This is a genomic window from Burkholderia sp. BCC0397 (assembly GCF_902832865.1).
In the GTDB taxonomy this organism is placed as follows: Bacteria; Pseudomonadota; Gammaproteobacteria; order Burkholderiales; family Burkholderiaceae; genus Burkholderia.
In genome coordinates this window covers 13,247-28,794 of the sequence record NZ_CADFDL010000017.1, presented here as the reverse complement: position 1 = coordinate 28,794, position 15,548 = coordinate 13,247, and the positions used below count along the sequence as shown (strand labels likewise).

At 71.4% G+C, this 15,548-nt stretch carries 8 protein-coding genes and 1 pseudogene; all 9 read right to left on the bottom strand.

What is annotated here, in order from left to right; translation table 11 throughout:
- Window positions 1-4 precede the first annotated feature (4 nt).
- On the bottom strand, window positions 5-2,122 hold the full coding sequence (gene glgX, locus HWX03_RS32500) for a glycogen debranching protein GlgX (protein WP_175874079.1): 2,118 nt from the start codon (window positions 2,120-2,122) through the stop codon (window positions 5-7).
- Window positions 2,123-2,154: 32 nt separating this feature from the next.
- Window positions 2,155-4,362: a 1,4-alpha-glucan branching protein GlgB gene (gene glgB / locus HWX03_RS32495; RefSeq protein WP_175874078.1), complete on the bottom strand. Its 2,208-nt coding sequence runs from the start codon at window positions 4,360-4,362 to the stop codon at window positions 2,155-2,157.
- Window positions 4,359-7,769 (bottom strand): maltose alpha-D-glucosyltransferase, encoded by a 3,411-nt coding sequence (treS, locus tag HWX03_RS32490; protein WP_175874175.1) that lies wholly within the window; start codon window positions 7,767-7,769, stop codon window positions 4,359-4,361. The genes glgB and treS overlap by 4 nt, the downstream gene beginning before the upstream one ends.
- On the bottom strand, window positions 7,769-11,161 hold the full coding sequence (locus HWX03_RS32485; RefSeq protein ID WP_175874077.1) for a maltotransferase domain-containing protein: 3,393 nt from the start codon (window positions 11,159-11,161) through the stop codon (window positions 7,769-7,771). The genes treS and HWX03_RS32485 overlap by 1 nt, the downstream gene beginning before the upstream one ends.
- A gap of 151 nt (window positions 11,162-11,312) precedes the next feature.
- A complete protein-coding gene (locus HWX03_RS32480) occupies window positions 11,313-11,801 on the bottom strand; it encodes a phage protein NinX family protein (RefSeq protein ID WP_174429775.1) in 489 nt (162 codons plus the stop codon).
- A 28-nt stretch (window positions 11,802-11,829) separates the two neighbouring features.
- Window positions 11,830-12,621 (bottom strand): endonuclease/exonuclease/phosphatase family protein, encoded by a 792-nt coding sequence (locus tag HWX03_RS32475; RefSeq protein WP_175874076.1) that lies wholly within the window; start codon window positions 12,619-12,621, stop codon window positions 11,830-11,832.
- Complete coding sequence (locus HWX03_RS32470) at window positions 12,612-14,810, bottom strand: VTT domain-containing protein (RefSeq protein ID WP_175874075.1); 2,199 nt, start codon at window positions 14,808-14,810, stop codon at window positions 12,612-12,614. The genes HWX03_RS32475 and HWX03_RS32470 overlap by 10 nt, the downstream gene beginning before the upstream one ends.
- On the bottom strand, window positions 14,807-15,145 hold the full coding sequence (locus HWX03_RS32465; protein WP_175874074.1) for a hypothetical protein: 339 nt from the start codon (window positions 15,143-15,145) through the stop codon (window positions 14,807-14,809). Before HWX03_RS32465 ends, HWX03_RS32470 begins: the two co-directional genes overlap by 4 nt.
- A pseudogene (locus HWX03_RS32460) lies at window positions 15,081-15,539 on the bottom strand (MgtC/SapB family protein); the annotation flags it as partial. The gene HWX03_RS32465 and the pseudogene HWX03_RS32460, both read right to left, overlap by 65 nt.
- Between the last annotated feature and the right edge of the window lie 9 nt (window positions 15,540-15,548).

Sequence of the window (15,548 nt, the reverse complement as noted above, 5' to 3'; positions counted from 1 at the left end):
GTCCTCAAGAGGGCTGATCGGGCGGCGGCACGGCCGCGACCGCGATCACGGCCGCGTGCGCGGCGACGTCGAACCCGGCTTCCGGCCACGAGCGCGGGCCCGAGTCGGGTGTCGCGGTGTCGAGCAGGATGCGGTAGTCGAGCACGGGCGCGGGCAGCATGAACGTGATGGTGTCGGCCGACGCGTTCAGCATTACGAGCAACGCCTCGGTGCGGCCGGTGCGGCCGGTGCCGACGCGCCGCATCGTCAGCGCGCGGCCTTCGCCGTCTTCCCATGCGGGCACGGTGAGCGCGTCGCCGCGTTCGTCGAACCATGCGATCTCGCGCATGCCCGGCGCGCCGTCGCGGTCGCCCGACGGGTAGCGCGGCGCCGACATCACCGGGTACATGCGCCGCAGTGCGGCGAGCCGCGACACGAAGCGCGTCATCTGCACGCCGTCGTCGCTGTGCGCCAGCTCCCAGTCGAGCCACGACAGTTCGTTATCCTGGCAATACGCGTTGTTGTTGCCCTGCTGCGTGCGGCAGAATTCGTCGCCGGCTACCAGCATCGGCGTGCCGAGCGCGGTAAACAGCGTCGCGAGCATCGAGCGCGCGACGCGCGCGCGCACGTCGCGGATCGCCTCGTCGTCGGTCGGCCCTTCGGCGCCCCAGTTCGCGCTGCAGTTGTCGTCGCGGCCGTCGCGGTTGTCCTCGCCGTTCGCGTCGTTGTGCTTGCCCGCATACGACACGAGGTCGGCCAGCGTGAAGCCGTCGTGCGCGGTGATGAAATTGACCGACGCCCACGTGCGGCGCCGCCCGTGGTTGAACAGGTCGGCCGAGCCTGACAACCGCGCGGCCAGTTCCGGGCGCTGTCCGGCGTCGCCGCGCCAGAAGCGCCGCACGGTGTCGCGAAAGCGGTCGTTCCATTCGGCGAAACCGGGCGGATGGCGGCCGAGCTGATAGCCGCCGGGGCCGAGATCCCACGGTTCGGTGATCAGCTTGCGCTGCGCGAGCACCGGGTCCTGCCGCAATGCGTCGAAAAAACCCGCACCCGGCTCGAAGCCGTGATCCTCGCGGCCGAGCGTCACGCCGAGATCGAAGCGGAAGCCGTCGATGTTGAATGCGGTCGCCCAGTAGCGCAGCGAGTCCATCACCATCTGCACGACGCGCGGATGCGACATGTTCAGCGTGTTGCCGCAGCCGGTTTCGTCGACGTGGTAACGCGGATCGTCGGGCCGCAGCCGGTAATAGCTCGCGTTGTCGAGGCCGCGCCACGACAGCGTCGGCCCGAGCTGGTTGCCTTCCGCCGTATGGTTGTAGACGACGTCGAGCACCACTTCGATGCCGGCCGCATGCAACTGGCGGATCGCGATGCGCATTTCGTCGAGCCGCCGCGTCGTGAGGTACGCGGGTTCCGGCGCGAAGAACGCGGCCGTGTCGTAGCCCCAGTAGTTGCGCAGCCCGCGATGCACCAGCGCGCGCTGCTGCAGGAATGCATGAACCGGAAGCAGCTCGACCGTCGTCACGCCGATCGACAGCAGATGATCGATGAACGCCGGATGCGCGAGCGATGCGAACGTGCCGCGCTCCGGCGGGCGCAGCCCGGCGCGGCGCATCGACGCGCCGCGCACGTGGGTCTCGTAGATCACGGTGCTGCGCCACGGCACGTTCGGGCGGCGGTCGGTGCTCCAGTCGAATGCCTCGTCGACGACCACAGCCTTCGGCATCGCGGGCGCCGAATCGCGGCGGTCGATCGACAGGTCCGCCCGGTTCGAATGCACGCGATAGCCGAACAGCGCGTCCGACCAGCGGAACTGGCCGACCAGCTTGCGCGCGTACGGGTCGAGCAGCAGCTTGGTGGGATTGAAGCGGTGGCCGTGCTGCGGCTGGTACGGGCCGTCCGCGCGAAAGCCGTACACGGTGCCCGGATGCGCGTTGGGCAGGTAGCCGTGCCACACCTCGTCGGTGCATTCGGGCAGGTCGAGGCGCGCGAGTTCCTTGCGGCCGGTCGGATCGAACACGCACAGCTGGATGCGCTGCGCATGCGCGGAAAATACCGCGAAGTTGGTCCCGAGTCCGTCCCAGGTGGCGCCGAGCGGGTAGCTGCGGCCGGGTTCGAGACGGGCGGGCAGGGCGGTCGGCATGGGGCGAATCTCCGTGTCGAGGGCGCGGAAAATCAGGCGGGAGTGAGCCACAGCGTCGCGAGCGGCGGCAAGCGCAAGGTCGCCGACCACGCCTCGCCGTGGGCGGGCACCGGTTCGGCCCACACGGCGCCGTCGTTGCCGGCGTTGGTGCCGCCGTACGGCGCGGCATCGGTGTTCATCAGTTCGCGCCAATGACCCGGCGCGGGCAGCCCGAGCCGGTAACCGGCGCGCGGCACGGGCGTGAAGTTGCAGACGGCGACGACCAGGTGCCCCGCATCGTCGCGGCGCGCGAACGCGAACACGCTGTTGTCGCGGTCGTCGCCGATCAGCCAGGAGAACCCGGCCGCATGGCAGTCGAGCGCATGCAGCGCCGGTTCGGCCGCATACGTGCGGTTCAGGTCGCGCACGAGCCGCTGCACGCCGCGATGCGCGGGCGCGTCGAGCAAGTCCCAGTGCGGCGTCGCATCGTGCGCGAACTCGGCCCATTGCGCGAATTCGCTGCCCATGAACAGCAGCTTCTTGCCGGGATGCGCCCACATGAAGCCGAAATACGCGCGCAGCGTCGCGAGCCGCTGCCATGCGTCGCCGGGCATCTTCGCGACGAGCGAGCCCTTGCCGTGCACGACCTCGTCGTGCGACAGCGGCAGCACGAAGCGCTCGGAGAACGCGTACACGAGCCCGAACGTCATCCGGTCGTGGTGATAGCGGCGGTGGATCGGGTCTTCGTGCAGATACGCGAGCGTGTCGTGCATCCAGCCCATGTTCCACTTGAAGTCGAAGCCGAGCCCGCCGTCGGCGGTCGGCGCGGTGACGCCCGGCCACGCGGTCGATTCCTCCGCGACGGTGACGACGCCGGCCGGCGCGACCGCACCGTGCAGCGTGTCGTTCAACCGGCGCAGGAACGCGACCGATTCGAGGTTCTCGCGGCCGCCGTACACGTTCGGCACCCATTCGCCTTCCTTGCGCGAATAGTCGCGATACAGCATCGACGCGACCGCATCGACGCGGATGCCGTCGACGTGATAGCGGCGCGCCCACGCGAGCGCCGACGCGACGAGGAACGCGCTGACCTCGGTGCGCCCGAGGTTGAACACGCAGGTGTTCCAGTCGGGATGCATCCCCTCGCGCGGATCGGCATGCTCGTACAGCGCGCTGCCGTCGAATTGCGCGAGCCCGTGCGCATCGTTCGGAAAATGCGCGGGCACCCAGTCGACGATCACGCCGATGCCGGCCGCATGCGCGCGATCGACGAACCGCGCGAAACCGTCGACCGGCCCGAAGCGCGCGGACGGCGCGAACTGCGCGAGCGGCTGGTAGCCCCACGAGCCGCCGAACGGGTATTCGGCGATCGGCATGAACTCGACATGCGTGAAGCCCATGCCCTTGACGTACGGAATCAGCCGTTCCGCCAGCTCGTCCCACGTCGCGCTGCGCTCCATTTCCTCGGGGACGCGCTGCCACGATTCCGGATGGACCTCGTAGATCGACCACGGCACGCGATAGCGATCGATGCGCGGCCGCGCATGCATCCAGCCGTCGTCGTGCCACGCGAACGCGTCGAGCGCCGCGACGTCGGCGACCACGGATGCCGTGTGCGGCGGCGCTTCGGTCGCGCGCGCGCACGGATCGACCTTGTGCGGCAGCACGCGCCCGTCGGCCGCGCGCAGCTCGTACTTGTAGCGCTCGCCCGCGCCGATGCCCGGCACGAACAGCTCCCACACGCCCGACGGCCGCCGCAGCCGCATCGGATGGCGGCGCCCGTCCCATCCGTTGAAATCGCCAACCACCGACACGCGCTGCGCGTTCGGCGCCCAGACCGCGAAGCGCACGCCGTCGGTATCGTCGATGCGCACGGGCGTCGCGCCGAGGCAGTCGAGCACGGCGGCCGGATCGCCGGCCGAGAAGCGCGCGAGCGCCGCGTCGTCGAGCAGCGTGCCGAACGCATACGCGTCGTCGGTCACCTGGTGCGCATCCGGCCAGTCGATCGCGAGCAGGTAATGGCGCCAGTCGCCGTCGTGCGCGATCGTCCCAGCGAAGCAGCCGGCGCGATCGATGCACGCGAGCGCGCCGAGTTCGGCGCCGTCCGGCGACAGTGCGCGCACCCGTTCGGCGCCGGGCAGCAGCGCCCGCACGACGACTTGGTCGGCCTGTTCGTGCGGCCCGAGGCACGCGAACGGATCGGGATGGCGGCCGGCGAGCAGCGCGTCGATATCGGCGCGGTCGAACAGCGTGTCGGTCATGGGTGTCCTCCGTCGTCGGGCAGCACGCCGTCGCCGAGCAGCCGCTCGACCAGCGCCGCGAGCCCGCCGACCGGCACGCTCAGCCAGTCGGGCCGGTTCGCGGCTTCGTAGCACAGCTCGTACGACGCCTTGTCGATCAGGAACAGCGCGAGCAGGCGGTCCGCGTAGCGCGGGTCGACGAAGCGCGCGGGCGCGAGGTCCGCGGCCGCGCGATAGCATTCGACGAAGCGGTCGGCGGCGGCCTGCCCGAAGCGGTCGAACAGCGCGCGCTTGCGGCCGGCGGCCTGCGGCGGCGCTTTTTCGATCGCGAATTGCGCGGTCGCGCTCACGTACGACAGCGAGCGCAGCAGGCCGGCCACGTCGCGCAGCGGATGCGATTTCGCGCGACGCCGCTCGAGCGCGCGCGCCGGTTCACCTTCGAAATCGATCAGCAGCGCGTCGCCCTGCACGTCGAGCACCTGGCCCAGATGAAAATCGCCGTGAATCCGCGTGCATTGCGCATCGAGCGTGCGCGGCACGAGTTCGCCGAGCGCCGCCACGGCCGCGTCGCGCGACGCGAGCAGCGCGTCGGCCGATGCGCGGGTGGCCGCGTCGAGCGCATCGAGCCGCGTGCGCAGCACGTCGAGCGCGCGCTCGAACGATGCGATCGCGTCCATGCACCAGCCGTCGACGTGCTCGGGCGTCGCCCGCTCCGGCGCGAACGCGGCATCGTCGGACGGCTGCGCGAGCGCGACGTGCAACTGGCCGAGCCGCGTGCCGATGATGCCCGCGAACGCCGCGTAGCCGAGCAGCGCATCGGGCTCTTCGTCCGTTTCGGCGGCGTCGCCTTCGTCCGCGGCGGGCAGCGCGAGCTCGTCGATCGCGCGCCGCAGGAAGTCGAACGAGCGCGTCCATGCGTCGCCCTGGTTGTCGACGTAGCGCTGCAGGATCGCGACCGTATGCGGCGTGCCGTCCGGATCGACGTGCACGACTTCGCCGGCCAGCGTCGCGGTGTTCGCATACCCGATGCGCGTCAGGTGCCGGCTCATTTCCGCTTCCGGATGAATGCCGTGCGCGACCTTGCGCACGAGTTTCAGCACGATCGCGTCGCCGATCACGAGCGAGCTGTTGCTCTGTTCGGCCGCGAGCCAGCGCACCTCCGCGTCGTCGCCCGGGTCGAGCCCGGCGAGCGCGTCTTCCGGCAGGAAGGTGAGCCGGCCGCCGTCGGCCGTCGGCACCGTCGCGCCGTCGCGCAGCTTACGCAGCATCCCGCGCGAGAACGCCGGCAGCGCGAACGCGTCGGTCAGGTAGCCGACCGTATGGCCGCGCCGCACGCGCGCGAGCGCCAGTTGCGCGAACAGCGGATGGGACGTCTCGCCGCCCCAGGCGGTCGCGAGCGGCACCACGTAGCGTTCGGCGCCGCCGTCGCTGGCCGACACCCACGCCTCCGCATACTGGAACGGCTCGTCCGGGATCGGCGTGACGACGTTCAGCCACGCGTCGCCGATCTTGCGATCCTTCGACGCGAACCAGCGCCGCCGCGCGAGCCACGACGCGAGCGCGTCGTGCGCGAGCGCATGCAGCTGCGAGACGTCCGGCCGCGTATCGCCGCGCCGCATCACGAGTGTCACGTATTCGGGCAGCGGCTCCGCATGCGGCTGCCGCCACGACGGCTCGCGGCCGTGCTCGGCGAGCACGAACCACAGGAACCCGTACGGCGGGAAGGTGAGGAGATACGGGAGCTGGCCGATCGGTGGAAACGGCGAATCGGACGTCATTTCGATCGGCACGCGGCCCGCGAATTCGGACAGGTCGAGTTCGACCGCCTGCGACGCGCGCGACAGGTTCGCGACGCACAGCACCGGCTCGTGGCCGTCCAGCTCGCGCAGGTACGCGAGCACCTTGCGGTTGTCCGGGCGCAGGAAGCGGATCGTGCCGCGCCCGAACGCCTGCGATGCGCGGCGCGTCGCGAGGATGCGGCGCGTCCAGTTCAGCAGCGAATGCGGATCGCGCGTCTGCGCCTCGACGTTGATCGCGTCATAGCCGTACAGCGAGCCCATCACCGGCGGCAGCACGAGCAGTTCCGGGTCGGCGCGCGAGAAGCCGCCGTTGCGGTCCGACGACCACTGCATCGGCGTGCGCACGCCGTCGCGATCCCCGAGGTGGATGTTGTCGCCCATCCCGAGCTCGTCGCCGTAGTAGATCACCGGCGTGCCGGGCATCGACAGCAGCAGCGAATTGATCAGCTCGATGCGGCGCCGGTCGCGCTCCATCAGCGGCGCGAGCCGGCGCCGGATGCCGAGGTTGATCCGCGCGCGCCGGTCGGACGCATAGGTCTGCCACAGCAGGTCGCGCTCCGAATCGGTGACCATCTCGAGCGTCAGCTCGTCGTGGTTGCGCAGGAACACGGCCCACTGGTTGCTCGGCGCGAGCGCCGGCGTCTGCCGCATGATGTCGAGGATCGGGAAGCGGTCCTCGCTCGCGATCGACATGTAGATGCGCGGCATCAGCGGGAAGTGGAACGCCATGTGGCATTCGTCCTCGTTGCCGAAGTATTCCTGCACGTCTTCCGGCCACTGGTTCGCTTCCGCGAGCAGCATCCGGTTCGGGTACTCGGCGTCGATCGTCGCGCGGATCCGCTTCAGGATCGCATGCGTCTCGGGCAGGTTCTCGTTGTTGGTGCCTTCGCGCTCGACCAGGTACGGCACCGCGTCGAGCCGCAGCCCGTCGATGCCGAGGTCGAGCCAGAAGCGCATCACCTGGATCACTTCGCGCACGACGGCCGGGTTGTCGAAGTTCAGGTCCGGCTGGTGCGAGTAGAAGCGGTGCCAGTAATACTGGCCGGCCACCGGGTCGTGGGTCCAGTTCGACGTTTCGGTATCCAGAAAGATGATCCGCGTGCCCGCGTATTTCGTGTCGGTGTCGGACCACACGTAGTAGTCGCGATGCGTGGAGCCGGGCTTCGCGCGGCGCGCACGCTGGAACCACGGATGCTGGTCCGACGTGTGGTTGATCACGAGCTCGGCGATCACGCGGATGCCGCGCGAATGCGCTTCGCGGATGAAGCGCCGCACGTCGGCCAGCGTGCCGTAGTCGGGATGCACGTCGCGGTAGTCGGCGATGTCGTAGCCGTCGTCGCGGCGCGGCGACGGATAGAACGGCAGCAGCCAGATCGTGTCGACGCCGAGTTCGGCGATGTAGTCGAGCTTCGCGATCAGGCCGGGAAAATCGCCGATGCCGTCGTTGTTCGAGTCGTAGAACGACTTCACGTGCACCTGGTAGATGATCGCGTCCTTGTACCACAGCGGATCGTCCGCACAGAGCGCGGGTTCGCGGCGGCGCGCGCGGCGCCGGCGCGGCGTGCCGGCCGGCGCGAGCGACGGGAATTGCGCGCGGCGCACGTCGTCGAGGGAATCTTCGCGTTTCATCATCCGTGGGCTCCCGAAGAGTGTCGGGCGTCGTCCGGCGCGGGCGTCGCCGCCCGCGCGGCGCCCGGAGACGGCGCGAGCCGCCAGATTGCGTACGGCCGCACGTGCGGATCGAGCGACACGTACTGGCGATGGCCGCGCCAGGTTTCCGCTTGCGCGGCGTCCTGTTCGAGCGCATCGAGCGGTTCGCCGTCGACCAGCCCGAGGCCGCGCCACAGCGCCGCATCGAGCGTGAAGTTCGCGGCCTGCGGATGCCACGGGTCGACGCTGATCGCGACCACCACCACGCTGTCGAACGCGGGCGTCGCCTTCATGAACACGAGCACCGAGTCGTTGTCGGCGTCGACGAACGTGAGCCCGAGATGCGTCTGCAGCGCCGGGTGATCGCGCCGCGCGCGGTTCAGCCGCGCGATTTCCGTGCCGATGTGCGCGGCCTTGCTCCAGTCGCGCACGCGCAGCTCGTATTTCTCGGCATTCGCGTATTCCTCGCTGTCCGGCAGCGGCGCCGATTCGCCGAGCTCGAAGCCCGAGTACAGGCCCCACGAGCCGGCCAGCGTCGCCGCGAGCGCCGCGCGGATCACGAACTGCGAGCGCGGCGCGTTCTGCAGGTGGCGCGGGTTGATGTCGGGCGTGTTGACGAAGAAGTTCGGCCGGAAGAATTCGCGCGCGGGGCCGGCCGTCAGCTCGGTCAGGTAGTCGATGAAGTCGCGCTTCGACTCGCGCCACGTGAAGTACGTGTACGACTGCGAGAAGCCGACTTTCGCGAGGCGATACATCATTCCCGGGCGCGTAAACGCCTCGGACAGGAACACGACGTCCGGATGCCGGTCGCGAACGTCGGCGATCATCCACGCCCAGAACGGCAGCGGCTTCGTATGCGGGTTGTCGACGCGGAAGATCCGCACGCCCGCGTCGACCCAGAACAGCACCGCGTCGCGCAGCGCGAGCCACAGGTCGGGCAGCGCGTCCGCCGCGTAGAAATCGGGGTTCACGATGTCCTGGTAGCGCTTCGGCGGATTCTCCGCGAAGCGCAGCGAGCCGTCGGGCCGCCACGCGAACCAGCCCGGATGCGCGGCGAGCCACGGATGGTCGGGCGAGCACTGGATCGCGAAATCGAGCGCGATCTCGAGCCCGTGCACGCGCGCGGCGTCGATCAGCGCGCGGAACGAGTCGAGCGTGCCGAGTTCGGGATGCACGGCCGTGTGCCCGCCGTCGGGCGAACCGATTGCGTACGGGCTGCCGACGTCGTCGGGGCCGGCGGTCAGGCTGTTGTTGGGGCCCTTGCGGGCGGACGTGCCGATCGGGTGGATCGGCGGGAAATACAGCACGTCGAAACCCATGTCGCGGATGCGCGGCAAATGCGCGATCACGTCGTCGAACGTGCCGTGCCGGTGCGGATCGTCGCTCGCCGAGCGCGGAAACATCTCGTACCAGCTCGAGAAGCGCGCCTTGCGGCGTTCGACGTCGACCGGATAGGTCGTCGCGTCGTGCGTGACGAACGGGCGGTAGCGCAGCGCCGCGAACGCGTCGGCGAGCGCGGGCGCGCCGATCCGCGCGAGGCAGTCGTCGGGCGACGCGTCCTTGAGCTCGGCGGCGAGCCGTTTCATCTGCGTGACCGCGCGCGGATCGGCCGGCTCGGCGAGCTTCAGCGCGGTCGCGAGCAGCAGTTGCGCTTCGCGCACCTCTAGCGTCACGTCCTGGCCGGCGGCCCGCTTTTTCCCGATGTCGGTGACGAGCGACGCCCAGTCGTCGCGCCACGCGATCACGCGAAATTCATGGCGACCGAGCCGGTCGAGCGTGACGCGCGCATGCCAACGGTCGTTCGGCTCGGCTTCGAACGGGACTTCGCGCCAGGTGTCGTCGTCGGCGGCGCGCCACTGGAGTACGGCCGCCAGATGCGCGTGGCCGTCCGTGAAGATCGACGCACGGACGACGAGCGGCTCGCCGATCACGCGCTTGATCGCGAAGCGGCCGCCGTCGACCGACGGCTCGACGCGCTCGATCGCGATCCGGTCGGCGGCGAGCGCTGCCGACAGCGCGGTGCGCTCGCGCGCGGCGTCGGCGTGCACCGTGACGGGCGGCGCCTGCCACGCGTGCAGCAGCGCATACGCGCCGGGCGCGAGCGTGAACGGCTCGAGCGCGGCCGGCGGATGCGTTTGCGCGCCGCCCTGCGTGGCGACGCGCGTGAAGCCGCCCGGCACGCCGGGCAGGATCGTCGCGGGGTCGACCGTCGCTGGCGCGTCGAGATCGGGATTCAACGCGATCAGCAACGCCGCGTCGTCGTGTTCGAGCGACGGCCCGGTGCCGCGCAGCAGCACGGTCGCGCTCGCGCCCGGCGCGCTCAGTTGCACGATTTCGCCGCGGGCCGCCGCAACGGGCGTGGCGCGCCGCCACGCGTTCGCATCGGCGAGCGCGCCGGACAGGTCGAAACGGGCGCGCTCGAACGCCGCGCGGTAGCGTTCGGCATCCGCGTCGCGCGCCATCAGCGGCACCGTCACGCCGCGCTCGAAACCCATCGGCACGAGCCAGCCGGTGCCGACGGCCGCCGCCGTCCACAGTGCACGGCGATACGCGCGGGCGACGGTGTCGTCCGATGCGTCGGGCCAGTCGTCGGCGAGACGCGGGCCGTCGGGCGCATCGGGAAACGCGATCGGCGCGCCGATGCGCCGCAGCAGCCGGTGTTCGTCCGCGAACCACGGTGCGTGCAGGTCCCACCAGCGCACCGATGAAAACACCGCGTCGAACCCGGCGGTTTCGAGCTGCGCGAGCGCGTCGCGCGCATGGCCGGGCACGCCGGCGAGCACCGCGACATCCGGGCGCGCACGGCGCAGCGCCGCGCGCCAGCCGGGCCACCAGTCGGCCGGCAGATGGTGTGGCGCATCGATCAGGAAGCCGGCCGCGCCCGCGTCGGCGAACGTCGCGAGATGCGCGCACCACCATGCCGACAGCGCGTCGCGCGCCGCTTCGTCGCCGGTGTTCGCATGCGCGATATCCAGCCCGTGCGCGGTGCCGCGCGGATCGATCAGCGCGTCGTCGTGCGGGCGCTCGACGTACCAGTCCGGATGCTCGGCGCGCAGCGGGTTTTCGCACGCGATGCGATCGGGCACGACTTCGAGCAGCAGGCGCAGCCCGTGGCCCTTCGCCAGTTGCGCGAGCCGTGAGAAGGTTTCGAGCGCGCTCGCGCGCGTCTCGAACGACTGGGCCGGCCGCCGGAAATCGGCCACATGGCGCGGAAAGCCGGCGACGCTCGCGGCCCAGAACGCGCCGACGAGCACGTGATCGAAGCCCATCCCCGCGATATGCGCGAAGGTCTGCGGCCACGCGTCGAGCGGCCCGACGAGGCGGGCGTCGCAGAAGTAGAGGTGCGGAGCGAACGGTGGTGTGGAGTCCATGGCGTGGCGCGGGCGGGTGGCGGCGAGCGGTAAAGCCGGTGCGTCGCAACTGGCGTGCCTGCTGCGCAATCGCCAGCGGGGCGGGGCATCGACGGGAATGCGGATCGAAGGGGACTGTCGTTTTTACATGACCGCCGGGCCCACGCGTGCACTACATGCGCGGTATGGAACGGATATCGGTGCTGTCGCCCGTCGCCGGATCGTCGTCCGTGTCCGGAATCGGCACACCGGGGTCGTACCGCACCACCGCGCCATGTTCGATCCGGTGCGGGAACGGCGGCGGCTCGTCCACCTCGTCGCCGAAGCGCGCGCGTACGAACGCGCGCAGCAGCGCCTCGCGCGCATCGCGGCCATGGGCGCCGCAGGTCGACGGGCCGTCGACGAAGGTCGCGTCGCATTCGACGTCGTCGCCGTGGCGGGCGATCCGCAGGTCGTCCACGCGATCGAGCGCCGCGCCCGCATCGGCCCACGACGCCGAAGGCGCGAACGGCGCATCGAGGTGCCGGAACGCGTCGCACGCGGCCGTCACGACGACGGTCGGCGCGACGGCCGTGAAGCGCAGCGTGTCTTCGTCATCGACGCACAACGCGCGTGCGCACCAGTAATCGAGATCCTTTCCGTCGAGTGCGTCGGTTCGCATGAGCTGCCTCCGTCGGATCGAAAAAAGCTCACCGCGCAAGCGCCGTGCCCGTCGCGGGCGTCGCGCGCATCCGGGCCACCAGCGGATAGTGGTCCGACGCGTGCCGCGCCCGCGCACTGCGGTGCACGACCACGTCGACCAGCAGCTCGCCCGGATGGATCCAGATCCGGTCCAGCGAGAACACCGGGCACACGGTCGGGAACGTGCGCGGCGCCGGCGCGCGCCGGAACCGCGTGACGAGCGCCTGCAGCGCGCGGCCGCGCACGAACCATTCGTTGATGTCGCCGAGCAGGATCACCGGCATCGCGCCCGTGTCGAATGCCGCGAGCAGCCGCTGCACCTGCGCGCTGCGTTCGCTGGCCGACAGCCCGAGATGGGTCGCGACCACGCGGATCGTGCCGGCGCCGCAGTCGATGTCGGCGTCGAGCGCGCCGCGCGGCTCGCGCGGGTGGAACGACAGGTCCAGCGTGCGCGCCGCGCGGATCGGGCAGCGCGACAGCACCGCGTTGCCGTAGCGGCGCTCCGGCGTGTCGATCGTCGGGCCCGCCACCGCGTGCATGCCGGTCGCGTCGCGCAGGTGCGCGAGCACGTCCGGCGCACGCGTGCCGCCGAGCGGCACTTCCTGCAGCGCGATCACGTCCGCGTCGAGCTCGTCGATCACCGCCGCGATCCGGTCGGCCGCGCGCGCCGGCCACGCGCCGTAGCCGCCGCGGATGTTGTAGGTCGCGATCCGCAGGTCGCGCCCGCCCGGCGCGGCGGCGGGCGCCGCGTCGGCGGTGACGACGTGCGGCGGCGGGGCCGCGTGGGTGCTCAGCGCCATCGTCGCAGCACCCTCACGAGCAGGATCGATACGCCGACCAGCGCGAGGCCGATCGCCGCGAGCCACGCGAACGCGCCGGGCCCCGGATGGCTGAGCGCCGCGGTCAGCTGGTGCGCGAACGTGACGGTCAGCAAGATGCCGGGCAGCATCCCGAGCGCGGTGCCGATCAGGAAGTCGCGCAGCCCGATGTGCGACGCGCCGGCGACGAGGTTCACGACGGTGAACGGTGCGATCGGCAGCAGCCGCAGCGCGGCCATCGCGACCACGCCGCGCCGGCCGATGTGCTCGCTCAGCCGGTTCGCGCGCGGGCCGGCGAGCCGGCGCACCGCGTCGCGCCCGAGCCAGCGGCCGAGCCCATAGGTCGCGGCGGCGGCCGCCATCGAGCCGACGCCCGCATACGCGAAGCCCGGCCATGCGCCGAACACGAGCCCCGTCGCGGCGATCAGCAGCGTGATCGGCACCGCGAAGGTTGCCGCGACCACGTAGGCCGCGAGCAGCAGCGCCGGCGCGGCCGGCAGCCGCGCGATGCCGGCCACCGCGCGCGACAGCGACGCGACGTTCAGGTGCGCGCCCAGCGGCGTGAAGCGCCACGCGAGCGCCAGCGCGGCGATCGCGAGCACGATCGCGCCGAGCACGAAAAAGCGCGCGGTGAGCGAGCGATGCTGCTCGTGCGGCACGAATTCGCGGACGAACCGGTCGGGTTCGATCGGCTGCTCCGGGTCGAGCCGCGCGCTGACCGGCACGAGCGCCTCGAATTGCGGCGACACGGCCGGGTCGAGCGTGCGCAGCGTGCGGCCCGGCTTCGCGCGCAGCCGGTCGAGTACGGCGTTCGGCCGCTCCCCGCCCGCGAACGCGTCGGCCACCGCCGCGGGCGTCGTGCCGAGATGCTCGGCCAGCAGCCGCTCGCGCATGCCGGCGATCGCGCGGCGAAGGCGTGCATCGCCGGCCGCGACGAGCGCGATGCAGCATTCGGTATCGAGCAGCATCGAGCGGTTGTTCAGGTTCGCGCTGCCGATCACGATGCATTCGTCGTCGACGATCGCGACCTTGCTGTGCACGTTCACGCACGCGTCGCCGAGCCCGTCGACGTGCGGATACAGCAGCCGGTAGCGGTCGAAGCGGTCGGCCGACGCGAGCGTCGCGTGCAGCCGCGCGCGCAGCACGCCCATCGTCGCTTCCTGCAGCCAGCCGCTCTGCACGCGCGGCGCGACGACCGTCACGTCCGGCCCGCGCGCGTCGGCGAGGCGGGCGGACAACGCTTCGCGCACCACCGCCGCGGTGAAGTACTGGTTTTCGACATACAGGTGCCGCTGCGCGGCGCGGATCGCGTCCTCGACGAGCGCGCGCACCTGGAGTACCGGCTCGCGGCCGCCGTGGCGCGGCGCCGTATAGGCGATGCCGAGCTGCACGTCGCGCACGTCGACGCGTGCATCGGGCGGCCACCGATCGTCGTCGTCCGCCCGGTCGAGATGGCGCTGCGCGCGGATCGCGATCGGGCGCCCGCACGCCTGCAGCCAGCGGGCCCGCGCCTGCTCGCCGATCGCGGCGGCCGCGTCGCCGTCGAACATCGCGTGCACGTCGTGGAACGGCCCGTACGGCATGCCGTGCTCGTCGCGGCGGCGCGGGTCGTCGGCCGCATGCGCGGGCGTGTCCCAGCGCGCGCGCGTCAGGTCGAGGCCGCCGACGAACGCGAGCCGGTCGTCGATCACGACCAGCTTCTGGTGATGCGACGCGCCGCGCGGGTGCGCATCGTCGAGCCGGAACCGGATGCCGCGATGCGCGCGCCAGCCGGCCCGATACACGGGCGGCCAGTCGCGCTCCAGCGCGTAGATCATCGCGAAGTCCCACGCGAGCACGTAGATGCGCAGGTTGTGGCGGGCGGACGCGAGCGCGTGCAGGAAGGCCGCGAGCGTGTCGGGCAACGTGTCGCCGGCGCCGCCCGGCGCGAGCCGCATCCGGCTGTCGACGTCCCAGCCGACGATGAACACCGTATGGCGCGCGCGCAGCAGCGCGGCGCGCAGCGTCGAGAAGTACGCGTCGCCGTCGACCAGCATCGCGAAGCGGTCCGCGCCGCGGATCGCGTCGCAGTTGCGCCCGCGTTCGAGCAGGCCGTGCCGCGGCAGGCCGTCCGCCGGCGCGGCGTCGAGCCGGCGGTCGTCGGCGCGGGTCGCGCGATCCGGCACGATCATCGGTCGCCGACGTCCCGGTCGCCGTCGATCCGCTGCAGCAGCGCGTCGCAGCGCGCGCGCAGCGCCCGCAGTTCCGGCGAATGCGCATCGAGCCGCACGCGTTCGCCGCTGTGCGGATCGCCGTAGGCGACCGCGATCTCGTAGATCTCCTGCGCGATCGTCGCCGACGCGTGCGCGATCCTGATCCGGTCGAACCAGTCGCATTCGGCGTGCCGGCTCGCGAGCCACGCGCGCTGCGCGCCGACCAGCTGGCTGGTCGTGAGCCAGGCTCCGCTGCGCATGCGCACGGTCAGCTGGCTCGTCACGAGATAGGAGAGCAGGTCGGTATGGGTCACACGAAACTCCTTGACGAGGTGTCGGGTTGACAGGTCGACGCAATCACCATGCCGCCGCCCGCGGCGAGCCCGACGCCGGCCACCGCCCACAGGCTCGCCGTCGTCGTCAGCCCGCGCACCATTTCGCCGCGCAGCAGGATCGAACCCGCGCCCGGAAAGCCGATGCCGGCCACCACCTGCGCGGCGACCCGCGACGGATCGAGCACGACGCCGTCCTGCCCGCGCACGTCCTCGAAGCCGAACGTCGACACCCGCATCACGAGCGCGGCGCCCACGCACACGAGCATGCGCGAAGCCCGGCGGCCCAGTTCAGGCGCTCGCGTTCGAGCCCGATCACGCTGCCGAGCGGCGCGGCCAGCGGCAGGCGTCCGAGTAATTCGAGGTGGCCGAGCATGAGGGGCAT